Raw genomic sequence first — 26,333 nt, 5'->3', positions numbered from 1 at the left:
AGCCAGGACCAACACCTGGTCGGCGGTTATTTAGCTAGTAGCGGTTCCCGCGGCCCGTTCGGGTCGGCGGGCTTGGTGCATGACGAGGGGAGCGCGTCGAAGGAGCACACGGCGGGGGCGTGGTTGAGTTTCGCGTCGGGCCGAACCCCGTCGTTGGCGGTGATGTCGCGGTAGGTGTCGACGGCGGGGGTTGGTGTGCGCTTCAGAGTGGGGTCGTCTTTGATGTTGACGGTCCATAGGCCGAAGCGTGAGCTATAGTCGCCCCATTCGTAGTTGTCGACGAGTGACCAGTGGTTATACCCGATGAGCGGTATGCCGTCGGCCTTGGCGCGCTGGAGCCAGTACACGGTGTCGTGCAGGTAGTCTCCGCGCTCGTACCCGTCGGCCCGCGGCGCGCCGTTGTCGGTTGGCATACCGTTTTCGACGATGTACAGCGGTTTCGTCGGGAACAGTTCGTGGTATTGGCGGAGCGCGTAATAGATGCCTTCGGGCTCCGGGGTGACCTTGGCGAAGTCTCCGAACGCGGCGTTAATCGCGCTGAGGTTGGAGGCGGAGACACTGTAGTAGAAGTCGATGCCGACGAAGTCGACGTCGGGCTCAACGCGTTTCTGCAGGATTTCGCGCTGCACAGGGGCGATGGTGGGCAGGAATGCGTAGTTGGTGCCGGTCTGGGCGTTGGGGTCGGCTTTGTGCGCCGCGTCGTGGCCAATTTTGTTGAGCCGGACGATGGTGTCCATGTATTTGGGAAGGTCGGTGGGTTTGGCGAGCCCGATTTCGACGTCATGCCCGAAGAATACGAAGGGTTCGTTGAGGGTAACCCAGATGGTGTTGTTGCCTCCCCACCGGTCGGTGATGAGATCGGCATATTTCTGGAAGTGTTCGGCGGCGTAGTTGCTGGTGATGCCGCCGTTGTCCTCGACCCAGCCGGGGTAGACGTAGTGCATCATGGTGATCATGGGCACCATGCCGTGGGACCGGATTTCCTTGACGACGTCGTCGTAGTACGCGATTTCTTTCTGGTCGAAGTGCCCGGGTTGGGGTTCGATGCGCGCCCACTCGACACCGAACCGGAACGTGTTGACGCCGAGCGACGCGGCATTGGCGATGTCTTCTTTGTAGCGGTGGCGGAAGTCTGCTGCATTGCCGACGGGATCTACGTCGGGATCTTTCGGATCGGTGGCGTAGCGGCTCCAGTTGCTGTCGCGGTTATCGCCTTCAACCTGGAAACCAGAGGTGGCGACGCCCCAGTGGAAGAGACCTTGTTCACCGGGTTGCCCGGTGCGGAGGAATGTCTTCGGGTGTGGTGCGTCTCCGGCGGCTGCAGTGCCTGTTCCGGTGACGAGTGTGGTGCCGGCGAGCGTTCCGACTGCGAGGACGGCGGCAGCTGTTGTGGTGAGGAATCGCCTGCGTGAAACGGGGGAGCCGTAAAAACCAGAGAACATGGTTTCAGATTATCTGTTTTTGGCTCACTTTTGGGGGTGCATGTTGTGTGTTCGTGTTGTGGGAATAGTCACGTGGCGATGTCGCTAACAGCCCCGTAGATACGCCAGTGGGATCAAACGCAAACAGGCCCTCCAAGAATTCGCAGGCATCCCGCGCTAACACGCTCCACCACTACTGATTTTGGCGTAACACTACACATACATACCACATGAACACTCCACATGATGAGTGTTATGTGTAGTGTTAGTGTGCAGTGTTCAGTCTCGATTCGTGAATGGGGGCTCTCTATGCAAGAGCAAGAGCTCAAAGAGGTTGTGGCGAAGCTACGCAAAACCGGCACCGACACCGCCACTATTGAGGTGAAGTCCGCACAGTGTAGACTCCCCAGAGATCTGGCTGCTTCGATCGTTGCTTTCGCGAATACTCGCGGTGGCACAGTAATTTTGGGCTTGGATGAAAATTCCGGCTTTAGCGCGCATCAAAAATTCCCGGCACAACGGATTCGAGACGCGTTCGAAAACATGTGCAGCCAGACTATCGTCCCGGCTATTCGCCCAACTTTCCTGGATATCATCCCTTTCGAAGAAAGTTCTGTGGTAGTAGCTTCGATCCCTGAAGCAGACGAGCGAAACAAGCCCGTTTACCTCAAAAATAAGGGAAAATACCAAGGTTCTTACGTGCGTGTCGCTGATGGCGATCACAAGCTTGAACGCTATGAAATTGATCGACTTATTGAGCAGTCTCACCAACCAACATGGGATCAAGAGATAGTCGCGGAAGCAACTATTGCCGACTTAGATCAAGACATTCTGCAACAACTACTTGAGCGTGAACGCACCCTACACCCACGACTTTTCGGCAAGGCCGATGATGATACCGCACTCCAACGGCTCAACATTGCGAAAAAAGATAGCCAAGATGTATTGCGCCCCACACTAGCAGGACTTTTGAGTTGTGGAGAGTACCCCCAGCAATTCTTCCCCCAGCTTTCGGTGGTGTTTACTCACTACACTGGCGACCGCAAATCTAGTGACCATCGTGGCGTTAGATATTTAGATAGTCATTCTGCCGAAGGCCCCATCCCCGTGATGTTGGAAGAAACTATCCAAAAAGTTCAAAGCGTATCTGCGCGAGGCGGAATAATCCACGGCAATCGTCGCTATGATCTTTTCGATTTCCCCCCAGTAGCAGTGCGAGAAGCGGTTGCTAATGCGCTTCTCCATCGGGACTACTCACCTGAAGCTCGCGGCACTCAAGTGCAAGTGAATGTGTACACCGATCGAATGGAAGTTATCAACCCTGGTGGGCTTTACGGTGCCGTGACTCTGCGAACCTTGGGAACGAGTGGTATTAGCAGTTCTCGCAATGAAGCATTAGCCAGAATTCTTGCTTCAACCCCATATCCTGGCGGAGGCTTCGTAGTAGAAAACCGGGGCTCTGGCTATCAAGAAATTGTCGATACCTTACACCGAGAACTTTTTCCTCCACCAATCCCCCGCAGCTCCTTGGAGCGCTTCTCCCTAGAATTCCTCCAGCGTAACGCTACTAAGGCAGAAAGCCAGGCTAAAACGGGAAGGACTGCTCGCTCCGCTATCATCTCATACTTACAAGAACATTCCTCTGCTAGTTCCCGCGATTTAGCAGCTGCTTCAGGGTATTCTCTGGGAACAGTGCGTCGGGTACTCACTGAGCTCTTACAGGAGGAGCTTGTGGAGCGTACCGAACCAGCACGCAGCCCCAAACAACGCTATCGCTTGCTGGCTTGACGCTCCATCACTACCGCTTTTGACGTAACACTACACATACATACCACATGAACACTCCACATGATGAGTGTTATGTGTAGTGTTAGTGTGCAGTGTTCACACCTTTGGCCTGGTGTTGACTTTATGGACAGTTCGTGGTGGTCCTCTTTCCTGTTACCTTCCTCACCGCTGAGCAAAGCAGGGCATCGTGTTTCCTCCGTTTGTCTTGTGGGGATAGTCACGTGGCGCCGGCTCTCCCACATCGCGTTCGTCGCTTCTGTGTCTATGGTGGAGGAATGAACGATTCTGTTAATAATTCAAAGATTTCCGACTCTAATATCCCCGCCGCCAATACCCCCGAATCCGACGTCATGCACGACGTCTGGGTTGCCACTGGTTATAACAAGCAGCTGACACTGAAAGATATGCCTGTTCCGCAGCCGGATCCGCATGACGTGGTGATTAGCGTTCGGGCAGCATCGCTCAACCCGGTTGATCAGAAGATCTTGGATGGGAAGATGCGGGCCTTGTTGTCCTTTGATTTTCCGTTGATCCCGGGTAGCGATGGTGCCGGTGTGGTTTGTCAGGTCGGCTCCGAGGTGACCCTCTTTAAACCGGGGGATCGCGTGTTTTTCCGTTCCCAGTCGGACCGGTTGGGGGCGTTTGCTCCGTTCTTCGCTACCCATGAGGATACGGTGGCGTTGGCACCGCAGGGGATGTCGTTTACCGATGCCGCGAGTTTGCCCTTGGTCGGGTTGACGGCCTGGCAGGCGCTGACGGAGAAAGCGGATGTTAAGCCGGGCGATCGCGTTTTAATTCACGCTGGCTCGGGCGGGGTGGGCAGCGTGGCTGTCCAGATGGCCCATCATTTGGGTGCCTATGTTGTTGCGACGGCGTCGGGCAAGAACGCGGACTTCGTTCGGTCCTTGGGTGCGGATGAGGTGATTGATTACCGTACGCAGCGTTTCGAGGAGCATGTGAGCGGCCTCGATGTGGTGTTTGATCCGATCGGGGGTCCTCAGCTCAAGCGGTCGATCTCGGTGCTGAAGCCGGGTGGCATCGTTGTGGGGATTTCAACGGATCCGACTCCGCAGCTGGCAAGGGAGCAGGAATTGAATCCTGTGCTCCGCCTGCTCTTCGGAGCTGCTAGCTTGTCGACGCGACGCGCGGCGGAGAAAGCTGGTGTGAGGTATGAGTTTTTGCTGATGCACCCGTCCGGTGACCAGTTGGCGCATCTTGCGAAGCTCTGCGAGGACGGCGTGCTGAAGCCGTCGGTGGGCCGCACAATTAGTTATGTCGATATTCCGCATGAGCTGGAAAACCTGTCGGGCAACGGTGTCCGTGGCAAGGTTGTAGTGGATATCCGGGGCGAATAATTCCCCCTGGGCCCCGGCGTCCTGGTGAACACCAGGGCCCCCGCCACGTCTGACTGGAACCTGACGCGACGTGAGGGGAAATACTTGATATATGACGGCTGATAATGATGGAGACAGTGCCCACGTGTTCACGGTGGGGGAGCTCGCGGAACGTCTGGGGGTATCGGTCCGGACTCTCCACTATTGGGAGGAGAGGGGAGTCCTGTGCCCGTCGACACGGACATGGGCAGGTCATCGGGTGTACTCAACCGCTGATATGAAGCGGGCTCAGTTGGTCCTGGTGTATAGATCGACGGGGATGCCGTTACGCCAGGTGAAAGAGATTTTGGGGGAAGGGCCTGCTGCTCACGACGATGACGTTTCCGAAGGTTTGAAGGAGACGTCGCCAAAAACATCGCCATCTGTGGAGGCTCAACAGGATATGGATGCCCGCCAGATTTCGGTATTGGTTCGGAACCTTGAGCAGCAGCGCCGGGCCCTCGTGAAGGATCGAGACGATGTAGCCCGCAAATTGGAGCTTGTCGATCGGTTGTTGGAACAATGTCGTCCACGTGGGCCGGTTTCGCTGGATGAGATAGCCACTATTGTTGGCGAGCCGAAATATCGAGTCTATGCCGAGGAGGCCGAAGCGACCTGGGGAGATATGGAAGACTGGGCGCAGTCGATAGCAAACCAAAAATATATGGGCAGAGCAGAGTGGCGCAGTTTTGCTTCGGAAATGCAGGAGCTTGAGCAAGCGTGTGCCTATGCGATGCGTTCCGGCGTTATCCCCGGCTGCCCAGAGGCGAATTCTTTGGCCGAACGACATAGAAAGCTGTTATCGCGACATTTCCCGGTGACACCGTCTAAACATGTGCTTATCGCGCGGTTTTATACCGATGATCCTCGTTTTGCCGCCCATTTTGACAGGTATGGTGACGGTTTATCTGTGTGGATGCGGAAAATTATCGACGCCAACTCTGCCTGTTATGGCGTGAATGCGGACTCGGCTCAGTGGGAGTAGAGAGGGTGTTTCACTGCCGACGACTGCCCGCAGTTTTGCAGTGACGCTGCGTGAGGTTGTGATACTGCTTCCATGAGTATGTCACCAGACCGGACAATCTATCCGATGCCCATGTTTGCCACGTTCGCCGTCGAAGACTTCGAGCGGAGTGAACGCTTCTATCAGACCGCGGGTTTTATCACCTTGGCGCGCGTTCCAGGGGCTGATCCCGGTGGTGAACCTGCCGTTGTTCACCTACGACGGTTACGGCATCAAGATATTTTGTTGGTGCGAGCTGCTGCGGGAAGTGCCCGGCCGAACCCTGATGCGAGTTTGCTATCCATCGCTGTGCACGGGGAGGACATTGAAGCGCTACGGCAATCGCTGGTTGCCCGTGCGGAAGACTCGCCCTTGGTGTCGATTAGTGACTCCGAGGACACACCGTGGTTTACTCGCGATCTTCATGTTATTGATCCGGATGGGCATCACGTCGTGTTTACTCAACAACGGAGGCAAGATTTCGGGGATGCGGCTGACTGGGCCGAGACGTTCGAGATGAACGGTTAGTCATCGCCGCCTTTCATTGTCCGAATCGTGGCTGTAATTCACATAAATTTAGGCTCAGCGAACGTGAAAATCGTGAAAAATAGGGGCCGCAGAAAATATAACTAATCGCGATCCATTATTTCATTTTGTTTTTGATTAAAACATATAATTTTATTGACAGTTTGGTACCTCCGAATTAACGTAAAGTTTATCTTCAGACAGATCGACGTACTTTCCGAAAAGTTGAGAAACGTTGTCTGTCATTGTTGGTTATGGAGGCAGTTCGCTCATGAGTATTTACCAGTCGACGTACCCCACCGATCAGTTTGGCAATCGTTTCGTCCAAAATGACATGGGCAAGTACATCGAAACGCGTCCTGAAGTGCCTCAGGAGGTTAAAGACCGCAAGGCCTACTTCGTCGGTAGTGGTATCGGTAACCTCATTGCTGCCGGTTATCTGCTTCGTGATGGGCAAATGCCGGGGGAGAACATCACTTTCTTGGAACAGCTCGATGTTGCCGGTGGCTCCTTCGATGGTGCTGGTAATAACCAGGATGGTTTCATCGCTCGCGGCGGGCGCGAGATGGGACAGCACTTTGAGTGTTTCTGGGACATCATGAAAGATGTGCCGGCCATCGAGATGCCCGCTCCCCACACGGTGTTGGATGAGTTCAACAAGGTCAATGAAGAAGACCCGAACATCTCCAACTGCCGGATCATCAGCAACCAAGCCCAAACCCGGCTGAAGAATCCCAAGCTGGAGCTGAGCAAGAAAGCTCAATTGCAGATCGTCAAACTACTGCTCGCTAAAGAGGAAGACACCTATTACAAGACAATCGAGGATTGGTTTGGCAAAGACTTCCTCGCGTCCAACTTCTACACTTTGTGGCGGTCCATGTTCGCCTTCCAGGACTATCAGTCGCTGACAGAGATGAAGCGGTACTTCCACCGCTTCCTGCAGTATCTGCCAGGATTCAGCGACTTCAGCTGCCTCCGGTTCTCGAAGTACAACCAGTTCACCAGCTTCATTGAGCCCCTTCGTAACTTCCTGAAGGACAAAGGCGTGAAGTTCCAATATGGAACCTGCGTCAAGGACCTCGATATCGACGTCAAAGGAAGCAGCTTCACTGTCACGGGCATTGTCACGAATAAGGAGACAATTCCGACGCGCCCTCAAGACATCGGGATCGTCACCAATGGTTCACTGACGGAATCCACCGGCTACGGGGACATGAACACGGTACCGGAGTTTAAGAAGACCCCTGGCCCGGCGTGGAGCCTGTGGAAGAACATTGCTGCTAAAGCTCCGAATTGTGGTCGTCCAGAGCGGTTCTGCTCGGACCCAGAATCCACGGTGTGGGAGTCGATTAGCTTCAACTTCTACGACGGCTATGACAACCCGTTTACTCAGAAGCTTAAGGAACTGACCCACCGCGACGTTTTTAACGGGCGAGCAGTGACGGCTGGGATCATCACAGCACAGGATTCACCCTGGTTGTGCTCCCTCACCGTCCACCGTCAGCCCCAATTCCCTGGCCAGCAGGACGGGCTGTGTGTCGCGTGGGCCTATGGTCTTCATTGGTGGAAGAAGGGCACTGTAACCGGAAAGCCCATGCTGGAATGCGCGGGGGAGGAGATTCTCCGCGAGTTTTGCTACCACTTCGGTGTTGACGATGTGGAGAAAACCATCAAACATACCAAAGTCCGCCTTGCCGTGATGCCGTACATCACGTCCGAATTTGTTCCGCGTGGTGCGGGGGACCGGCCTGATCCTGTGCCTGCGGGCTCCACCAACCTGGGCTTTACTGGTCAGTTTGTCGAAACTCCGGATGACTGCGTATTCACCACTGAGGGGTCGGCGCGAACAGGGCAAATGGCTGTTTATGGGTTGTTGAACCTCAAGCGTGATATTCCGCCGATCTACCCGGTGCAATACGACATTCGCGCCCTGCTACATTCAGCTTCCGCGATGAACGACGGCAAACTGCCAGGTGAAAAGCTCCTGAGGAAGTTCTTGAAGAACACCTACTACGAGAACATCATTCCTAAGGGCGCAAACAGTTAACTTGTAGTGGGCAGGTGGTTCACATCAGTATGCGCTGGAAGAAAGGATATTGTCTCAGCTGTATTACGGGATGGTGCCTTTGATAACGTTCTCGCTATGGGCCGGCATAGTCTGATGACGTGGAACCAAGCCGTGGTTGGCATGGTGTCTCCACACCTTTAGAGCCTGAGCATGCCAGAGGCTCTAGCTGGTGACGCCGGTTCTTTATTGTCATTGAGGATGGCCTGTCGGGTATGTAATACGTTCTTAGAAAATTAGGATTTATACAATGGCCTATCTTTATTCCTTGCGATAGCATGATCTCTTTTGAAAGGTCTCTACGAATGAAAATCAGCTCAATGAAGCTTTCCCTCCCTGCTTGTCTGCTGGCAATGGGACTGCTTACAGGAGTAGGACTGGCAGCTTCTAATGCATCGAATGTTCGGGCTGATGATCAGGGAGATTATGTCAGCTTCGGTGACTCTTTAGCTGCTAATCCAAATATGCTTCAAATCTTGGCGGGCCGGAACCCTGTATTAGGAGAAGTTTTCAAGACTCCAAAAATCCCCGCAGGTTATTGCGCGACTGGGCAGGACATTTACGCAAACCGTATGGGGAATGATACTGGAGTTCCTGTAAAGAATTACGCGTGTTCAGGTGCCCAGGTGTAGTGGCACATCCTTTTAATTTCCAAGCGCAAGTCGATCAGGCTGAGGGGGACCATTCTCTAAATGGTGGTACTCGACTGGTGACTATCGTTTTCGGAATGAACGATATTTATCTTGAACCTGATGCACAAAAATCACCAGAGGCTCGTGAGGCTAGTTATCTTGAGGGGATGTCGTCTCAGATAGCACGAGTTCGCTCCTTAGCCCCGAATACAAAGATCGTCGTCGTGGGCTATCCTGACTTGTCGGATGGGCACAGCAACCTTTGTCCGATTAACTTTGCGGGTAACGTGTCTCGTGTTTTCGTAAAAGGGTTTGATCAGACTCAGGCTAGCGTGAGGGAATCACAGCGAAAACTAGCTCAGCAAAACGGAGCTATCTTCCTAGATAAGTTTGCTAATATAAATGCAGCGAAAAACAATAATAGTTGTGGTACAGGCGAAAGATTAGCTGCTGCAGATATCGATGATCAAGAGCATAACCTGTGAGGTCAATTAACCGCCGCTGGCAACCAGTTTTACGCTGACAAGCTCAAAGAGCTCATTTAAGTGTCGGTAAAAGGGTAAGGCAAACTGAAACTAAGGCTCTTGCCATAGGGGGGACAGCGTAGCGTAGGCTCAACACTTCAGTAAGGCGTATCCTCCAGCGCCGAGTCGAAGGGCTTTTGGCACTGTCACAGACATTTGGGTACTTCTTTCCCGAAGTCTCGACCGGGCTGATTACCGTTACCGGTCAGGCTGCAAGCATACCGGGGGGGGACTCACTAGATGCGGCCCGTGCATCGCGGTCAGTATGGGGTTCTAGAGTGTCGCGCAGTATAGACGGTTTCCAGAGCGAATGCCGACGCTGTAGTAATCCCCTTTGTAGCGGTTTTGTAGACCAGTGATTCGTTTTATGGCTAAAGGAACGAGTGATGGGGCGCAGTTTCTGAAATAAAATGACCCTGTGAGGGAAATATAACCCGTGCGTGCAGAGATTGTAGCAGTAACGGCTGGACGGTGGCTAGGGCAACGAGTGATCAACGCGGCCGGTACAGCTCCAATTGCACCCTAGTAAGAGGGCAACAACCGTACCCTCATAAGAAGGCAGCATTTACGCTACGGGCGCGCGTTACAACCTACGGCTAACCTTAAGAGACTTGGCGATGGTAACAGGTGAAGGCTACTAGTTGTATCTGGAAAGCTCGTAGGAATCGATGAAGCACCCGGCTGCACCGAACTCCCCCCCCCGATTCGAAACTCCTAAAGGAGAGAAATGTGCAAAAAGGGTTGCTATGCGCCAGCGACCAACCTAACATAAAACTATCGGTCGCAAAACCATGCCCTTGGTAATCGGCAGTAGTAGGAAAGCTGACACCCGTCGCTGTTCGGTGTAGCAAGATCGAGATTAGATTGGTGAAAATGATGAAAATCATAGCATTTTTCAATAACAAAGGTGGAGTAAGTAAGACCACCACATGTTTCAATGTCGGATGGAAAATGGCTCAATTAGGAAAAAACGTCCTGATGATTGATTTAGACCCCCAGTGCAATCTCACAGGATCTGCTTTAGAAGTAGGGCAAAGTGGCTTATTGCCTAAAGATTATCAGTCATACGCCCAATCAAACTTACATTCAGCTTTGAAGCCTGCAATGAAAGGGACCGGAGAAAAAATAAAAACACCGGATGTCATTAAGGTGCGAAATCAAGAAAGGCTCTGGATACTCCCGGGTAATGTGCGAATGGCTGAAGTTGAAACACAGTTGGCAACCGCGATGAATATGGGAGCGGTGATGCCTGCAATGCAAAACGTTCCCGGCTCGTTTGGCAATCTGTACACACTATTAAATAAAAAATATAAATTAGACTACATACTACTTGACCTAAGTCCCAGTTTGGGGGCTTTAAATCAAGTTAATCTTCTTCTTTCTGACTATTTCATCGTTCCTATGATGCCGGATATTTTTTCGGTGATGGCTATTGATAGCTTGTCGAGAGTCCTTCCGGATTGGGCTAGGTGGGCGGAAAAGATTAATAGGTTAGAGCTTTTTGACGATCGTGATATGATCTATAAATTCACTCCGAGCACACCCAAATTTTTGGGTACCGTGGTGCAAAATTATAACGTAAGAAATAAGTTGCCCACACAATCATTTAGGCGTTATATGGAATCACTACAGAATGCCGTTGTGGAAACTCTGATTCCAGCCTTAAGTGATGCCGGTATGGTATTGAATGATAATGTTTACTCCCAATATGACGTCAAGTATGAACTTGCCGAAATACCAAACTTTAATTCGCTAATCGCTACAGCGCAGACGTGCGGAAAACCAATCTATCAGTTAGCTGAGTCAGAATTAACCACTAGCGGAGCGGCTGCGAAGGGGCAAATGGAAAACGTTTTAAAGTTCAATGAAATCTTTACCAACCTCGCCAAACAAATTACGGGAACAATTGAAGCAATATGATAGCCGGGAATAGTGCAATGGATGTCTCTGACTTAGCTTATAGACTCAATTTACTTGAGTCGGTCTTCGATGCGAATTTAAAAAAAGGCCTCGGGTTAATTAAAGAGTTATCCGATCAGCATAGTATCCAAAGAGTTCGGACCATCCGGGAGTCGCGAAAAAGTGAATTCCTGCTTTCTGAAGAATTCTTTCAGGAAATGGATATGCTGGTGCCGGTACACCTCATATCATCGTTGGACAGTTTTTTGAAAGAAGTAGCGCCGTGTGTTGTTATTGGTTACTTAGAGGGATGTTATCGTCCTCAAAGTGAAGTTAAGTTGAACCTGGCCGCTTCTGCATTCAAGGCGTTCTTATCAGACTTCATTGACCCACAGCAATATACTCCCCATGGCCTTCGCTATTTTAAGATATACAAGGGTTTTGAACGCCGGAGCTACCAAAACTGGGAAGCCATTTGTTCGTTACTTCGTGATCTAGGCGTTGGTTTTAAACTCCGGGAACTTATCGAGGGGTATTTGAGCTCCGATGCCTACTCCACTTCAAATCTGACGCATGTCGCTTCTTACAAAACGGTCAGGAACGAGTTTGAGGATGTCCTGACTTTCCGTCACGATGCAGCACATCGTCAAGGTTCTTTATTAAAGTCTCCTGCATCTGAAACTAGGTTTTGCGATATCTGTCAAAGTGAACACGTCGAGTCGGTTGCTATCGTGGGTAAATCTTTCCTTAGGGGTGTGCGGCGCGGTCTCGTTTGGCGCTCCTAATACTTCCAATTCTATTATTTGGTGGTTCGGAAGTGGTTCCCGACTGTTCTTTATCTAAATGGGCGCACTGTTGTTTTGTATCACAATAGTAAGCGTGTTCTTTTTATATGTGATTCGTATTACCGTCGTGATCTCTACCCCTATAGTTTTTGCGACTTGTTGAGCATGAGTCGTCGGCCCTGTTTTGTGGTCCAGATTTCTAGGGTAGGCTCGCTCATTATTGCGGTGTTTTCCAATTTTATTCTTAATCTTGGATTTTCCGTCCGGTTTCGCTGCTTTTTCAAAGTGTTCAAAGCGGATTTCGGTTTTTTATCTAAGGGTTTATTCATTATTTATTTGTGGGTTAAGTAGCAAAAAGTGTGTCTGGTCGGCGTGTCGCGGGCCGGGCTGTTTTTGTTAGCGCATGGGTCCTTTTCGGATGCCTATGGAGTGTGTGTATTCGGTTGGGATACCCTTGTCGTAGAGGGCTGGTCGTCCTGTGTGGTGGTCGGCGTGGTTCTCGTTATAGGTCAGGGTGGTTACTTTGGCGAGTTGATCCTGGCCGAAAGTGCACTGCCTGGCGATCTCGAGTGGGTCGTCAGGCAGGTGCGTGTGTGTATAAAGCCACCATTCCAGCATTTTTCGTTGGTGTTGTCCGGATCGGCCTCGGTGGGCATCTGTTCGGCGTTTGAGTTGGGTGTTGATCCCTCCTTCCAGACTGTTGGTGGTTGCTACCCAGCGGTGGGGTTCGATGGCCTGTGGTGGTGGGTCAAGGTAGGCGAATAGCCCTTGGTTGCCCACGAGATTCAGCAGTGAGTTGTAGGCTTTCCGCACGCGCAGGTGTGTCCATTCCCAGGTGCGGTTGAGAGTGGCCCGTTCGGTGGGCAGCTCCGTTTTTTGATTGAGGAATTTTTTGTAGACCTGCCCGAATTCATGCAGGTGAACGATCCATTGTGCTGCTTGCTCTTGGGTGCGGATGCCGGTGAGTGTCAGCGCCAACCGGTAGAGGGTGCGCCCGGCATCGGTGCGGGGCCGGCTGGTGGTGTAGCGGCGGACGACGCGTTGGGCGTGGACGAGGCAGCGCTGGATTTGTGTCTCAGGCCAGCAGTGTTTGATCGCGCTTAAGGCTCCTTGCCCGCCGTCGAGGACGACGCACAGGGGTGGGGCGATGCTGGCTAATAGTTGTGTGTAGGCCTGTGTTGATTCGGTGGGTGCCCAGTGCCAGGCGATGACGTGGTCGAGGCTGGCGGCGATGCGGAGGCATCCGGCTTGGGTGTAGGTGCCGTCGATAAATATGTGGTCGTAGATGCGGTCGGGGTCGGGCTGGTTGGGGATGTCGATAAGCCAGAAGGTGCGGAACCGGCGGGTGACTGTCCATCGGCTCACTCCGTGCTGGCGGGCGATATCCGACAGCGATGTGGTGCCGGTGACGTAGGTGTGGAAGGCGCGGACATCGCGGGTGCGGGCTTTGTCGGTGCGGCGGCGGGATAGTGAGCTTCCGCAGTGGGGGTTGGTGCATCGCCATCGTGGTGTGCCGGCTGTTGTTGTTCCGTTTTTCTTCATCGGCCCAGTACATACGGGGCATCGTGGTCGGTTTGTTGTCACCGGGGAAAGTAAACCAGCAGCCCCGATACCACAGGTGGGCGCGTTGTCCGTGTATTGACCATTGGGAGGCCGATAATAACACCGGCGGCATTATTATTGGTGTTTTTATGCCCTCTGGCCAGCAGTAATGGCCACATCGGGACACACTTCCTGCTACTTACCCCTCGGTTAGGCCCCGAGCTGTTGATCGACACTCCCGACAGTCGTTGTTGGGGACAGATGCCGGCGTAGGAGGCCAGGTGCGCTGGCGTGGCGAAAGCGCTGAGATCACCGACACACATGAGTATCCGTGCCGCTGTCCGGATCCCTATTCCCGGAATAGATAGCAGAATTTCAGTGTGAGGCAGTTGACCGCAGAGAGCGTCAACGTGCGCGAGGATGGCCTGACGGTCCTCGGCCAGGCGCAGCATATAGTTGGCATGCAGCCCTATGCCTAGGCTGAGTTGATCTGTGGCGCCCATGGCTACGCTTGGTTGCCGTATTGATTGACACATGGCACCGATGAGTGATTCGGGTGATCGGGCGCCACGGCGGCGAGCAAAGCTAGCAAGTCGACTGGGTTCGACTCGGCGTAGACGTTCTGGGTTCTGGTAGTGGGCCAGCAGGGATAACACCCAGGTGAAATGTAGTTTTTGGCCTCGTAGGGCGCATTCCAATTCCGGGTAGCAGCTCAGCAGAGTCGATCGCAGCTGATTAACGTGAGTGGTGTAGTGGCGGCGTAGGTCATTGTCCAGGCCGTTGAGGTACTTCAGCTGGGTGAAGATTTCGTGATCACGATCGACGGGCCGTAGCGCATCGGGTCTGGTCCGTGCAGCATCGGCGATGATGTAGGCATCTCGCTTATCAGTTGTGCAGTTTCCCGTATAGGTCCGCGCCAGATTTCGCATGGCCAGTCCGGGAAGATAGGCGATGTCTATCTGCATGTCTCGTGCGATGGTGACGACGAGTTTTCCGATATTGTTCGGTTGGTCGACTACTGCCAGGACTCGTCCATAGTGGCGTGCTCGTTGAAACAGGCGTCGCAGTGCCTGATTGGTTTGAGCGGTGACTGTTGCAAAAAGTTTGTTCCCACAGGCGTCCATTGCGTAGGCGTAGTGAAAGTATTTACCTACGTCGATGCCTAGGAACACGTCGTAGCAGGGCATCGTGTTTCCCATCGTCGAGGTGTGTGTGGAATCCGCCGCTGGATATGTCTGGGCGAGCCGAGAACTGGCTACCACATTACGATGAGACCTCACTGCGCGGCGGGCAGGGGCCAAGCTCCTATCAGCAAACCTCGGACGCCACTGAACTCCGGCGGCAACACCCCGCGGATCATCACGGACAGAATATAAAAGAGCCATACCGGATCCAGCGACTAACCCCCTTCCCACCGGGAGGGCAGCAAGACTCATTCTATTTCCACAACCCGGGTAAGAGGATCACCTAAAACGGTAATGGAATAATGTCGTGGTCCCACGCCGAAGAATCGACAACCCTGCCATTGCGGAGCGCCGTGACGTGGGCCGGCGAACTAAGCCGACCGTGAAACAGGATGACTGGCCTTCTATGACAACGCCCTCGACGCCGCCTGCACACACTCAATCGGCATCCAAAAGAGGCAGGTCTAACCTCGGGCTACATGCCGACCGGCAATATTTTTGTCGTACAACCCTGATTCCGAGGAAAACCCACATTGAGATTGGCGGAGCGGTTACTGCGTGCTGGTAGGTCGGAAGGCGATCATTACACGGAAGTCTTCGGAACTTCTAGCGCTAGATGTTTTAACTAACAAGAATTATTGCTTTCGGGAAGTCTTTAACGCCGAAATTGCTATACTCAAAATGATAGTGGGACGGAACCCCGTATTAGATGTGATCGGCCGAGTTTTTAGAGTCTCGGAAAAGCACGGGTAACCGGGCGAGACAGCTATGTTAATCGCATGAGGTATGACGTTACCCTTTTTAGCTACGGATAAAGGGAGTTGGACTAGCCCGCTGTAGGGGGGACGCATTAAATTTCCTGCCTAAGCCAATCATGTGGGGGTGAGGCCGACCGCTGGGAGGTGAGCCGCTGACCCAAACGAACATGTTAGAATTAGGAGAGCTTAATATAAAGCTCACGCAAACCCGGTGAACACGTAAAATTCAGATTGAGAAACGTTCGGGTTGAAATTGTAGAAAAACTGAAGGAAATTTAGCGTACGGCAAACGGGTGTAAACTTACAGCGTAAGAGAAGCTTAGCGTTCCTGAGCTGGGTGCGGTGAGGAAAAGGGTAGTAGTATGATGTTAAAAGAATATATCAATAAACAATTCACCGACCTCCTAATGGGCGCAACTCTTTTGTTTATTCTCACCGTTTTTTCGTTTTGTTTTGGCTGGTTTTTAAGCGGGCAGGACGGTGGAACGACCAAGGGAAGTATCAACCATTTCCTGAAAACGATAATGGTTGCGCTCCGCCCTGAAATAGTAGACCAGTGGGCAATTGGTATGGCACTTGGCCTAACCCTCGGGTTGCCCTTTGTAAATGAAAATATGAATACAACAAAGTACAAGCACACTAGATTCACGGTTGAAAACGCGAAGTCGAGGCGAATTGGGTTAAACAAGATACGTCTATTCGCGACGTTCACTACTACAATACAGTTCTTGAGCGGACTTTACGTAGTTTTATATCTCATTCAAATTGGCGTTGAAGGATTTTATTCCACATATCTACCAGGTGCGATAAATGTCAATAACTTAAGAGGGCTAATTACTAGTTCTTTGCTTTTATGGATATTTCTGCAGGTCAATGAAGCTGTCGATTTGCAGGAGCGGTTGCGCTCCGATAACTTGGCAGCTATCCAAGAACGGGGGTAGAGAGGAGGTTCGTACCGGGTGGGGAGCAATGGCGCAAGAAAGAGAAAATCTAAAAACCGACGAAGAAAACCGTTTAGTGACCAGGGGTGTTCTCGATGAGAATTATGTTTTTACAATTAAACATTTACTCAAACTTGATAGAAGATTTTTCCGGAAAAAAGAAAAGTCGATGAATATGAGCTCGGTAATTATTCGACTAGCGATGGTGGGTAGTGCGAAAAGTGTAGCTATGGCTATCGTACTCTACTTAACGTACACTTACCTGACTTCGAACTCCTTAACCTTCATCAGTTCGATCGTCAAGTTTGGCGCTTTTAGCATTTTGGGTCTCTCCCTGATGCAACTAATTATTCGCATACTCGTTACTATTGAGTTAAACAGGGGGGTGATCCGGTTTCGTGTTCGTGGTTTGAGGGGATGGTATTATCCAACCGGTGATAAATGCTCGAATATTACCTTCTATAAAATGCTCGGTTTTATTTTATTCACGGCCGGGTCCTTGTCAATATTGTATCAATTAGTATTGAGCACTGTCGTATCCGGATGGGGTAGTAAGTTCGGTGTTGTTATTGCGTTTGTTTTCTTCTGGTCCTTGGGTATTTCGGGAATTGTCAGAGATAAACCGTTTAGAGAAAGATCGATATTGAGGAAGCATAGGATAGGGATCTTTGCCGGGACTGCTAGCCTTCTGGACCGAAATATGCTGTACTTAAATGAACGGAACACATCCCGCACGGCCGTCGGCGTAAAGACTGATTTAGGTTGGTAAGTGTCCTAACCTGTGTAAGGTTTTTGTTCGTGCTTGCCTTGGGCAGTCCAATTTAGAGTGTACTTAATTCGCTTTCAGGTTATACGTCAGGCGGCGGCGCGGACAGAATCCTGGAGGATTTGATCCCGTGGCTAACCGTAGATACACCCCGGAAGAGAAAAAGGCTGCTTTACAGAAGTTTGACCAGACGCAGTCGGCGACGAAGACGGTGCGGGCCCTGGGCTACCCGGGTCGTTGGACGCTGCATAAGTGGCTGCGGGAACGGAATACCACAAAGTCGAAACCGTTTCGTCATGAGAAGTTGACCCACTACCCGTTTGCCACCAAGTTGGCCGCGGCAAAAATGTATGAAGAAGGCTACCGCCCGCAATGTGTCGCGGAGAAGTTCGGCCTGCGCTCGAAGGTGAGTGTTTATAGTTGGGCCCAGACCTATTGTGATAAGGGAGAGTGGGCCTCAACGTGTAAACGCGAACGAGAGACCCGAGCCGGTTTCCCCACCCGGGCGAGCCTGGAAGCATCCTTTCCTGTTGATGTCGACGAACTTAAACGGACACTAGCCACGCTCACTGTTGAGAAAGCTTTGGTTGACAAGGAGCTGGAACTGGTAAAAAAGATGCGGGTCTCACTCGCGGCGAGCTGAGTAATCGGCATACAACGCGGGCCACTCGACGCGTTACGCACACAGTTACCACTGGCGATGCTGCTGGACGCCGGGGGTCTGGCGCCGTCGAGTTTCTACTATCAACTCCAGGCATCCCACCGGCTGGATAAGTATGCCGGGCTACGTCAGACCGTGGCTGACCATGCTCGTCGATCCCGGTTTACCTACGGGTACCGCAGGCTGAAGTACTAACTGGCCCGCGACGGTGTCGTTGTCAGTGAGGAAGTTATCCGACGCATTGTGAAAGAAGACGGCATCGTGGTGCGGTACAAACGAACCAAGGCTCGGTATTCAAGTTATAAAGGAGAGGTTTCACCGGCGGCCCCTGATCTGGTCAAGCCGAATTTTCACGCGGACTATCCGGGGCGGTTGTGGTTAACGGATGTTGCCGACATGGCTGCTGACGATGGGAAAGTCTATTTGTCAGCGCTGATTGATTGTTTTGATTCTACGGTGGTGGGATGGTCTATCGGCTTCAACCTGAACCAGGAGCTCGTGGATGCCAGCCTTCAGCATGTACTGACCAACGACCCGCCTGATGATCCATCACAGCTGGTGATTCATTCTGATCGGGGCTGTCAGTATCGCAGTCGGAACTGGTGTGATGCTGCCACCACAGTCGGTTTTAGAAAATGGATGTCGAGGAGAGGGTGCAGTCCGAATAATGCTGTATGTGAGGCGTTTTTTGGCTGGATGAAGGTTGAGATGTTCCACGATTACCGCTGGAAAAGCAAGATTAAGCTCGCCGCCGCGGTGGAAGACTATCTGAAGTTCTACAACACCGGGCGCATCACTAACACGCTAGGCGGACTGACTATTGAAGAACGCCGCCGTATGATGACGGCATAGCCTGTCCAAAAAGAGTCCGCACCGCCTTTTCGCTATTTATCCCCTACGACACGGTGGTAGCCGTAGCACTGCTGGTTGGCCGTGAATATGGCCTGTATCGCCGCTTTAAGATCGGCGTGTTTATCGGGGCGGTTCAGACGCTGCAGGTGGTAGAAGTAGGTGGAACGGGCAAGACCGGCTGCCCGCAGGAGATCGCCCAGGCGGTGTTTTGACTTGCCAATGGCGATGATCTGGGTTTTTATCCTCGCCGCCCGCTTCTCAAGTCCCTCAGTTTTTTTAAGTAAGCGTTCTCAGCTTCCAACTGTTCAACCCTACGGCGCAGCTGGGCTTCGTGGCTTACTGGGGTCGCCGGACCGTGTGGTCGGCCTCTGCGTTTGGGGCGCAGTGCCTCATCGCCACCGTGGCGCCATGCTCTCACCCAGGTTTTGACGGTGTGGTCGGAGGACAAGCCGAATTCTTCGGCCAGTTCCATCTTGGACTGGCCTGCGTTGAAGCGTTTGACGACTTCCTTTTTTACTTCGAAGGAATAGCGCTGCTTGGTGGGCTCCATGAGGCATAGTCTGCCATGAAGGATGAACCGTCGCTGAAGTATTTTTGCTGCGTTCACGCCAACACCCAGTCGTCGTGCCGCGGCCGTGTAGCCCAGGCCGTGTTCAAATAGTTCAACAAGCTGTTCACGTTGGTCTTCGCTCAGAGAACTTTGTCGTCTCATAGGGCTGCTCCTTGCTAGTCGGGGTCTGATTTCTCAGTCCAACTAACGGGGAGCAGTTCACTTCCGACTGGTCAGAGGCCAAGAAACTTGGTGTAGGGGACTGTTGGGAGCGCAAGATTAAGCTCCCTGTCCTAGTCGATGAATGTCTAAGGTTCTATAACGCGCTATAACGCGCAACGAATCGGACTCCCACTGGGCGACTCACCATCGGAAAAGTCCATAGTCTGCTGCACAAGCGATCCAGAAAGCCTTACGCACTGCTGATCGTGTTGTAAGGGTAGTAAGCCTAGCGTATTGTCAAAGCCAACCAGGTCCTTGGGGCCTGCAACTTATCTATGTCGACGTTTACCGCGGTGTAACAGATGTGATTCGCTTGCCGATTCACTTCGTAAAGGAGGCGTAGTGCGCGCTAACCGAAACCGTCCGCTCCGAAGAGGTAAAAATTGTGACTAGACTCAAAACCCGCGTTAAAATGATCGCTGCCACTGCGATAGTGTCTGCCACTGCAGCAGTTGGTGGCGTTGTGACCTCGGGCAACTTTGAGGCAAAAGCTGAAGACGGAAATTACGTCAGCTTTGGTGATTCAATTCCATCAAACCCAACGCAGATTCAGCTTTCCGCACAAGCCAATGAACAGCTTAGGTCCCAACTGAATATTCCTGAGCTGGCACCGGGGCACTGCGCACTGGGCAAGGATAACTTCCCAAATCGGATTGCACATGATACTGGAATTGAGACAAACAACTATGCATGTGCCGCTTCTCCGGCCGCGGCCGAGCATCCGCACAACTTCCGTTCGCAGGTAGATACGGCAATTCATGAAGGTAAATTGAACAACAAAACGCGGTTAGTTAGCGTGATTTTTGGGTTCAATGACGTTTATCAGAACGGCGACCTACCGTTTGAAGAGCACAAGGCTTTGTTCGTTAACACTATTGCAGACCAGATTAACCGGGTTCGCGAAGCGGCTCCCAACGCCAGAATTGTAGTCGGCGGATACCCCGATCTGACCGACGGAAACAATAACATCTGTCCCACCAATCTTTTTGGGGTTGCAAGCCATGTCTATGGCGGAGGCTGGTCGCCTGTACAGGACTTCGTCCGTGATTGGCAGCGATCAGCTGCAGAAAAAGCTGGTGTTCCATATCTTGACATGATGGCCGAAATCAACGCTGCTAACAATAATAATGGTTGCACTGATAATCCCCATCGCTTGTCGGCTTCCTTAGTGGATGATCAGGAGCACAACCTATGGGCACACCTGACGGCGGATGGTAACCAGTTCTATGCGGACAAAGTCCGTAGCTATATGGCTTAACTGCGTGTAGGTAATTACACTGAAGCTGTCGTAAATAGTAAAATCGGATTTTCCTGTTCATTTGAAAGGTTGAAATGGATTTTCAAAGTTTTTGGGAAACATACGCACCCAAAGGCCCGCTATTTTTCACCACGGGTACCTGGAATTTTGAAGATTGGGCAACGCGATTAATGAACGCAGCTCCCGATATTATGTACTTCTTTAAATAGCCTTAGGTGACAGACCGCTCGGATTGGCTCGATTAATTGTTGAGGTTAAGGTGTTGAGAAGCTGATTCAGTTCATTAAATCGGCATTTGGCTTCGGTCCGGGCGCTCGTTAAGTTTTCCGCGCACGCTCGACAGGGCTTGTAATTCCCGTTGAGCATTAGAAGCTTTCAAAAACTATTAGATCGATTATCTGATGGCCATTGTGATCGCTTTTGGGCAATATAGTTTTGTTACCCTATGGAATATTATGGGTCTTTAAGCGCCGGAGAACGTGATAGCAAACGGCTCTAAACCCCGTTCCGCTGTGCATCGTCACACTTCGAATGGAGGCGGTGCCTCGAACTTCTATATTAGGATTGGATTTCAATGAATACCCAGGTTCCCGGACCGCGACCGTTACCCGGCATTGGGACCTTGTACGCGATTAATCCAGCCAAAGTGGTTGAATCCGCGCAGAAGTTGGCTCACCAATATGGTGGTATTTATGTTCACCACCTGCCGAATAAGGCACCGCTATACGTGATCACTTCCTTCGAACTCGCGAACGAGTTGTCTGACGAATCTAGGTTTCAGAAGGATATCCATGATTCGCTAGCCGAGATTCGCGCCTTCGCCGGAAATGGTCTCTTCACAGCGGACCAGGATGATCCGGAGTGGGAACGTGCTCACAGGATATTGATGCCCGCTTTTACACCCGTCGCTTTAAAGGGGATGTACGAGGGGATGGCGGATATAGCTGACCAGTTAATGTACAAATGGTCGCGAGTCCGGAGTGATGCCAGGGTTGATCTACCGAGTGACTTCACACGTCTGACGTTGGATACTATCGCGCTGACATCGTTTAGTTACCGCTTCAATTCGTTCTATTCCGAGAAACTTCATCCGTTCATTGGCGCGATGGCGGATGGTCTCGATGAGTCCGGGAAGCGCGCACACCTCCCCGATTTCGCTAAGAAGATGAACGTCCTCGCTGACCGTCGGTTCCATAACGATGTTACGGTGATGGAGGACCTCGTTGACTTCCTCATCGCTGAACGCAAACAAAACCCTTCTCCCGAAGGTGAAGAGGACGTTCTGGATCTTATGCTGTCTGCAAAAGATCCCTCCTCCGGAAAGGGACTTAGCGATCGAAATCTTCGTTACCAACTAATTACCTTCTTGATTGCTGGTCACGAAACTACCTCAGGACTTCTTAGTTTCACCCTTTATGAGCTTTTGAAAAACCCTGATGTTATGGCAAGAGCTCGTGAGGTCGTTGACAATGTCCTCGATGGCCGGTTCCCGGAGTACGACGACATTAAAGATCTCGGCTACCTTGATCAAATATTGCGTGAAACGCTACGAAAGTATCCACCGGCGCCTGGATATGCTGTAACGCCTCTTGAACCCACGGTCGTTGGGAAAGGGTCAAAAGTGTTGCCGGAGGGTGTTCGAGTTGAACCCGGTGATGTCCTGTTCATAGAACTCAGCCTGTTGCATCGCGACCCAAGTGTCTGGCCAGAACCTGAAAAATTTGACCCAGATCGGTTTAGCAACGAACGTGCAACGGAAATTCCGCATAACGCTTGGAAACCATTTGGGAACGGACAACGTTCATGTATCGGCCGGTTCTTCGCCCTCCAGGAAGCCACTCTGACGTTGGCCCTGGCGCTCCAGCACTTTGAATTCGAGTTTGAAGACACGAATTATCAGCTCCATTTCCTTGATGGTCTAACCCGTAAACCAAAAGACTTCTTCGTACATATCAAACCGAGGGAGGGGCGACCCTATCTCGGTATGACGGGTACTCCGAAAAAGCACCAAGAGGAGAAGGCGGGTAACAGAAATCTTGGTCAGAGCCTTCAGCAGAAAGAGCCAAATGGTTACGGTCTAACCATTTTGTATGGCTCTAATGCTGGGACGAGTAAAAACTTTGCGCGCCAGCTAGCTACCTTCGGCCAGGCCCAAGGTTTTGATGTAGTCTTTAAGGAGTTAAATGAGGTAGTTGGGCAAAACCTTCCTACCGATCAGCCAGTATTAATCTGTACAGCTTCATATGAGGGGCTTCCTACCGACAACGCGCGCAAGTTCGTTAATTGGCTCACCTCCACCGTTGATGCGGATCTTTCCGGGGTCAAATACGCTGTTCTTGGCGTTGGCAACAGTGAATGGGCAAACACGTTCCAACGGATCCCAACCTTGATCGATGAGCAGCTAGAAGCCCTGGGTGCAGAAAGAATTCTGGACCGCGGTGTGGCTGACGTCCGGTCGGATTATGCTGGTGCCTTCGAAGACTGGTCCCAAGAGCTATGGGACCGGATCTCGACCCTGACCGGAGTTGATCTGGATGCAGGCGAGATTGGTGATCAGGTTTCTGTCTCCATGATTTCTGGCGACAGGAATACCGTGCTTCGCGACGAACCTGAAAACGGTTTTGTTAACGCTGTCATAGAAGAAAACGAGGTTTTGAGCACCGAAGCTGATGGCCCGATTAACCACAAGCGGAAGATGGCGATTCGCCTGCCTGAGGGGACGGAGTACAAGACCGGCGATTATCTTGAATTTGTGCCGAGGAACCCGGCTGAACAGGTAGAGCGGGTGCTATCTAAATTCGATCTGTCCGCCGACCAGCAAGTCCGCTTAGACGGCAGGTCAAGCTTTCTCCCCCTCGACGTCCCCGTCACGGTGAGTGAGTTAATTGGAGGCTACGTGGAGCTCAACACGCCAGCTTCTGTCCGTCAAGTTCGCGAACTGGCTAGCGAATGCGTATGTCCTCCTGAAAAAGCCAAGTTAGAGGAACTCGCTGACGACAAAAACTATCAACGGGAAATCCAAGACAAACGCCGATCGGTTCTAGACTTGCTAACCGAGTTTAAATCCATCGATACAACATTCGAGGCATTTCTCGGTATGTTGCAACCCATGAAGCCTCGGAAGTATTCGATCTCGTCTTCGGCCCTCAGGGATCCGCAGTTGGCAGAACTTACTATTTCCCAAATTGATGCACCAGCGTGGTCTGGTTCTGGGAGGTATAGAGGGGTTGCTACCACATGGCTGGCCAATAAACCGGTAGGTTCCCGGATCTCAGTATCGGTAACGCCGGGGAATGCGCACTTCCGTCCTGAAAAGTCGATCGAGCGACCAATGATAATGGTTGCGGCCGGCACCGGAATTGCTCCCATGCGTGCTTTTCTCGAAGAAAATGTTGTCCGTGCGAAGAATAGTGATGACCACTTGGGTCGGAGTCTCTTTTTCTATGGTTGCCACGGTGCGTCCTCGGACTACTTGTATAAAGACGAACTCATGAAGTGGGAAGAAACTGGTGCCGTCGACGTACGCGAAGCCTTTTCGCGTCACCCGGAGACGATGGGAGCCGAGAACGTCGAGGTTAAGCATGTTCAGGACAGGTTGTGGGTAGACCGTGCTGATGTGATTGAACTACTTGAGCAAGAGGCACGAATTTATGTGTGTGGTGATGCCGAACACCTCGCCCCGGCCGTAAGAGCAACAATAACGAAGATTATTGCTGATAAAGACGGTTCAGATATCACCACTGCCCAGGAAAAGGTTGAATCGATGGAGCGTGAAGACTTCACTTACGTTTGTGATGTCTTCAGCTAGTCGATTTGCACGCACCATTAAAGGAGAAGGTCCTATGGCCGACTACACCCTGCACCCGAAGACTGATCTGCATGTGTCAAAAAAGCAGTTAGTTCAGCAGTTTTTATTTTTCCTCAAACAGGTAAAGCGTACTGACGTTTTCGAATTAGGTGGCATAAGAGGAATACGCGAAAACGCGAAGTTCCTAAAGCGCTGGGGTGCCCTAGAAGCAGGAAATCTTGCGATAAGCGCCCGCAAGGATCCCGACCGAACGGCACTCATCGACGATAAAGGTCAGTTCACGTACAAGGAGCTTTACGACGAAACTCTAAGGTTGGCACATGGTTTCCAGGATAATGGCGTCGTTGCGGGACAGAATGTAGCAGTACTGGCATTAAATGGACGGGATGTCCTTCTCCCCCTATTTGCACGGCAAATGGTCGGATATCATATTTTCATGATCAACGCGAATAGCTCGGGGCAGCAAATCGAAAAAGTTCTTGAGTTTCACGAGATCACGACAATTATTGTTGATAGTAATTTTTACGATCGTCTCACGGACAAAACTAAAGCTACGGTCCAGGTGATTATTGGATACGAAGAAGATGGCTTTAGCGCCGCGGATGAGGGTCTGAAAACGCTACAAAATATCATCGACGGTGCTTCGGTCCCAGAAACAGCCTATCGCTTTGGCGAGGACAACCTTCCCAAGAATCCTCCGAGGTCAGTTCACGTGGTGATGACGTCGGGAACCACTGGCATGCCGAAGGGCGTGGTGCGAAGGATGCTCAAGTCGCCTCAAGGGGTCGCCCCGGCATTGGCGGCATATCCTCTACACCGCAACATGCGTCTCCTTCTGACCTCTGTACTGTTCCACTTCTACGGCTGGGGAATACTCGTACTTTGCCTGCTAACAACGTCCACGATCATCACTCAGCGGAAGTTTGATCCGGAAAGAGTCATCAAGGAAATCGATAAGTACAACATTGATAGTTGGGCTAGTGCCGCGTCTAGGTTGAGGGAAACCTGCACTTACCTCGACAATGCTGGCATCGAACGAGTCAATGGGCTAGATTTCATAATTTCCTCCGGTAGTCCCCTAATGCCGTATGAGGTTGAAGAGGTTAATTCTAAGTTCGGACGTATCCTTGCTAACGGCTATGGAAGCACTGAAACCTCTATTTTGGCGGGCTCCAGTGCTGAAGAGCTAGCAAAGGATCCCACGTTGACAGGGACCGTTTACCCCGGAGTTCGCGTCGAGATTCGTGATGAAGACGGTAATCCGGTTCCGGAGGGGGAGTCTGGTGAGGTCTGTGCTTCAACGTATGACATGTTCGCAGGGTACACAGATCCGAAAATCAAAATGAGAACAGTTGACGGCATGCTGCGAATGGGAGACAAGGGCTACTTTAAAGACGGTAAGCTGTACGTGCTTGGCCGCGCGGATGACCTGGTCATTACGCAGTATGGTGAGAAAATTTTCCCATCTGAAATTGAAGATCTCCTCGTACGAGACGACCGGATTGATGACATTCACGTACATGGGGTCAAAGACCCGAAGTATGGGCAAGCCCTCGTGGCTTACGTGATTCGCAACGAAGGGGTAGCACCAAGCGAATTAACCGCAGATGACATTCGCGCTACCGCGAAGGCTCATCTTTCCGAGGCTCACGTCCCGAGAGACGTCTTCTTCGTCGAGAGTTTTCCTAGGAACCCGATGGGTAAAGTTATTCGACACGAGCTGCCTGATCACTCGACAGCTCCAGAATCTTAGAGTCAAGTCCGATTTTGATTCAG

19 protein-coding genes and 1 pseudogene are annotated in these 26,333 nt (G+C 51.7%); 16 read left to right on the top strand and 4 right to left on the bottom strand.

The window, feature by feature from the left end; all coding sequences use genetic code 11:
* Positions 1–26: 26 nt before the first annotated feature.
* The gene (locus KCQ76_RS05325) at positions 27–1,442 is read right to left on the bottom strand and encodes a family 1 glycosylhydrolase (RefSeq protein WP_046203269.1); all 1,416 of its coding nucleotides are present in this window, start codon (positions 1,440–1,442) and stop codon (positions 27–29) included.
* Positions 1,443–1,730: 288 nt separating this feature from the next.
* On the opposite strand from KCQ76_RS05325, the gene KCQ76_RS05320 reads away from it, so the two are divergent.
* The 9 genes from KCQ76_RS05320 (at position 1,731) to KCQ76_RS05280 (ending at position 12,015) form a co-directional block, all read left to right on the top strand.
* On the top strand, positions 1,731–3,209 hold the full coding sequence (locus KCQ76_RS05320) for an ATP-binding protein (protein WP_046203268.1): 1,479 nt from the start codon (positions 1,731–1,733) through the stop codon (positions 3,207–3,209).
* 275 nt (positions 3,210–3,484) lie between these two features.
* Positions 3,485–4,564, top strand: a complete 1,080-nt coding sequence (locus KCQ76_RS05315; protein ID WP_102215123.1) for an NADP-dependent oxidoreductase — start codon at positions 3,485–3,487, stop codon at positions 4,562–4,564.
* Positions 4,565–4,655: 91 nt separating this feature from the next.
* Entirely contained in the window at positions 4,656–5,567 is a 912-nt protein-coding gene (locus KCQ76_RS05310) for a MerR family transcriptional regulator (protein ID WP_046205067.1), read from the top strand.
* Positions 5,568–5,639: 72 nt separating this feature from the next.
* Positions 5,640–6,113 carry a VOC family protein gene (locus KCQ76_RS05305; protein WP_046203267.1) on the top strand — a complete coding sequence of 158 codons (474 nt, stop codon included), beginning with the start codon at positions 5,640–5,642 and terminating at the stop codon, positions 6,111–6,113.
* 268 nt (positions 6,114–6,381) lie between these two features.
* Complete coding sequence (locus KCQ76_RS05300) at positions 6,382–8,157, top strand: oleate hydratase (RefSeq protein WP_046203266.1); 1,776 nt, start codon at positions 6,382–6,384, stop codon at positions 8,155–8,157.
* 323 nt (positions 8,158–8,480) lie between these two features.
* On the top strand, positions 8,481–8,807 hold the full coding sequence (locus KCQ76_RS05295) for an SGNH/GDSL hydrolase family protein (RefSeq protein WP_146003229.1): 327 nt from the start codon (positions 8,481–8,483) through the stop codon (positions 8,805–8,807).
* A complete protein-coding gene (locus KCQ76_RS05290) occupies positions 8,786–9,292 on the top strand; it encodes a GDSL-type esterase/lipase family protein (protein WP_082089730.1) in 507 nt (168 codons plus the stop codon). Before KCQ76_RS05295 ends, KCQ76_RS05290 begins: the two co-directional genes overlap by 22 nt.
* Before the next feature lie 912 nt (positions 9,293–10,204).
* A complete protein-coding gene (locus tag KCQ76_RS05285; protein WP_046203317.1) occupies positions 10,205–11,251 on the top strand; it encodes a ParA family protein in 1,047 nt (348 codons plus the stop codon).
* A 17-nt stretch (positions 11,252–11,268) separates the two neighbouring features.
* Complete coding sequence (locus KCQ76_RS05280; protein WP_146003228.1) at positions 11,269–12,015, top strand: hypothetical protein; 747 nt, start codon at positions 11,269–11,271, stop codon at positions 12,013–12,015.
* A 396-nt stretch (positions 12,016–12,411) separates the two neighbouring features.
* Here KCQ76_RS05280 and KCQ76_RS05275 read toward each other — a convergent pair whose 3' ends face one another.
* Positions 12,412–13,599: an IS1249 family transposase gene (locus KCQ76_RS05275; RefSeq protein ID WP_152646885.1), complete on the bottom strand. Its 1,188-nt coding sequence runs from the start codon at positions 13,597–13,599 to the stop codon at positions 12,412–12,414.
* A complete protein-coding gene (locus KCQ76_RS05270) occupies positions 13,596–14,993 on the bottom strand; it encodes an IS110 family transposase (protein WP_102215122.1) in 1,398 nt (465 codons plus the stop codon). Before KCQ76_RS05270 ends, KCQ76_RS05275 begins: the two co-directional genes overlap by 4 nt.
* Positions 14,994–15,861: 868 nt before the next feature.
* On the opposite strand from KCQ76_RS05270, the gene KCQ76_RS05265 reads away from it, so the two are divergent.
* The 4 genes from KCQ76_RS05265 to KCQ76_RS05250 all read left to right on the top strand — a co-directional run bounded on the left by KCQ76_RS05265 (position 15,862) and on the right by KCQ76_RS05250 (position 18,719).
* The gene (locus tag KCQ76_RS05265) at positions 15,862–16,440 is read left to right on the top strand and encodes a hypothetical protein (protein ID WP_046203261.1); all 579 of its coding nucleotides are present in this window, start codon (positions 15,862–15,864) and stop codon (positions 16,438–16,440) included.
* Between the two features lie 28 nt (positions 16,441–16,468).
* Positions 16,469–17,209: a hypothetical protein gene (locus tag KCQ76_RS05260; protein ID WP_221914809.1), complete on the top strand. Its 741-nt coding sequence runs from the start codon at positions 16,469–16,471 to the stop codon at positions 17,207–17,209.
* 127 nt (positions 17,210–17,336) lie between these two features.
* On the top strand, positions 17,337–17,849 hold the full coding sequence (locus KCQ76_RS11070; protein WP_046203259.1) for a terminase gpP N-terminus-related DNA-binding protein: 513 nt from the start codon (positions 17,337–17,339) through the stop codon (positions 17,847–17,849).
* A 213-nt stretch (positions 17,850–18,062) separates the two neighbouring features.
* A complete protein-coding gene (locus tag KCQ76_RS05250) occupies positions 18,063–18,719 on the top strand; it encodes an IS3 family transposase (protein ID WP_146003226.1) in 657 nt (218 codons plus the stop codon).
* 47 nt (positions 18,720–18,766) lie between these two features.
* Here the strand turns inward: KCQ76_RS05250 and KCQ76_RS05240 are convergent.
* Positions 18,767–19,385, bottom strand: a pseudogene (locus KCQ76_RS05240) (transposase); the annotation flags it as partial.
* A 491-nt stretch (positions 19,386–19,876) separates the two neighbouring features.
* On the opposite strand from KCQ76_RS05240, the gene KCQ76_RS05235 reads away from it, so the two are divergent.
* The 3 genes from KCQ76_RS05235 (at position 19,877) to KCQ76_RS05225 (ending at position 26,310) form a co-directional block, all read left to right on the top strand.
* Positions 19,877–20,749, top strand: a complete 873-nt coding sequence (locus KCQ76_RS05235) for an SGNH/GDSL hydrolase family protein (protein ID WP_146003225.1) — start codon at positions 19,877–19,879, stop codon at positions 20,747–20,749.
* Positions 20,750–21,323: 574 nt separating this feature from the next.
* Positions 21,324–24,557, top strand: a complete 3,234-nt coding sequence (locus tag KCQ76_RS05230; RefSeq protein WP_046203256.1) for a bifunctional cytochrome P450/NADPH--P450 reductase — start codon at positions 21,324–21,326, stop codon at positions 24,555–24,557.
* Between the two features lie 34 nt (positions 24,558–24,591).
* A complete protein-coding gene (locus tag KCQ76_RS05225) occupies positions 24,592–26,310 on the top strand; it encodes an AMP-binding protein (RefSeq protein WP_046203255.1) in 1,719 nt (572 codons plus the stop codon).
* Positions 26,311–26,333 lie beyond the last annotated feature (23 nt).

Source organism: Corynebacterium parakroppenstedtii, assembly GCF_019754935.1.
Taxonomy (GTDB): Bacteria; Actinomycetota; Actinomycetes; order Mycobacteriales; family Mycobacteriaceae; genus Corynebacterium; species Corynebacterium parakroppenstedtii.
Note: the sequence above shows the minus strand (reverse complement) of the source record. Positions and strands in the feature narration are given on the sequence as shown.

Bases quoted from the DNA above. Each gene is read 5' to 3' on its own strand.
- KCQ76_RS05295 (WP_146003229.1), top strand. From the start codon at position 8,481: ATGAAAATCAGCTCAATGAAGCTTTCCCTCCCTGCTTGTCTGCTGGCA.
- KCQ76_RS05305 (WP_046203267.1), top strand. From the start codon at position 5,640: ATGAGTATGTCACCAGACCGGACAATCTATCCGATGCCCATGTTTGCC.
- KCQ76_RS05300 (WP_046203266.1), top strand. From the start codon at position 6,382: ATGAGTATTTACCAGTCGACGTACCCCACCGATCAGTTTGGCAATCGT.
- KCQ76_RS05320 (WP_046203268.1), top strand. From the start codon at position 1,731: ATGCAAGAGCAAGAGCTCAAAGAGGTTGTGGCGAAGCTACGCAAAACC.
- KCQ76_RS05310 (WP_046205067.1), top strand. From the start codon at position 4,656: ATGACGGCTGATAATGATGGAGACAGTGCCCACGTGTTCACGGTGGGG.
- KCQ76_RS05280 (WP_146003228.1), top strand. From the start codon at position 11,269: ATGGATGTCTCTGACTTAGCTTATAGACTCAATTTACTTGAGTCGGTC.
- KCQ76_RS05225 (WP_046203255.1), top strand. From the start codon at position 24,592: ATGGCCGACTACACCCTGCACCCGAAGACTGATCTGCATGTGTCAAAA.
- KCQ76_RS05315 (WP_102215123.1), top strand. From the start codon at position 3,485: ATGAACGATTCTGTTAATAATTCAAAGATTTCCGACTCTAATATCCCC.
- KCQ76_RS05285 (WP_046203317.1), top strand. From the start codon at position 10,205: ATGATGAAAATCATAGCATTTTTCAATAACAAAGGTGGAGTAAGTAAG.
- KCQ76_RS05230 (WP_046203256.1), top strand. From the start codon at position 21,324: ATGAATACCCAGGTTCCCGGACCGCGACCGTTACCCGGCATTGGGACC.
- KCQ76_RS05265 (WP_046203261.1), top strand. From the start codon at position 15,862: ATGATGTTAAAAGAATATATCAATAAACAATTCACCGACCTCCTAATG.
- KCQ76_RS05270 (WP_102215122.1), bottom strand. From the start codon at position 14,993: ATGAGTCTTGCTGCCCTCCCGGTGGGAAGGGGGTTAGTCGCTGGATCC.
- KCQ76_RS05325 (WP_046203269.1), bottom strand. From the start codon at position 1,442: ATGTTCTCTGGTTTTTACGGCTCCCCCGTTTCACGCAGGCGATTCCTC.
- KCQ76_RS05260 (WP_221914809.1), top strand. From the start codon at position 16,469: ATGGCGCAAGAAAGAGAAAATCTAAAAACCGACGAAGAAAACCGTTTA.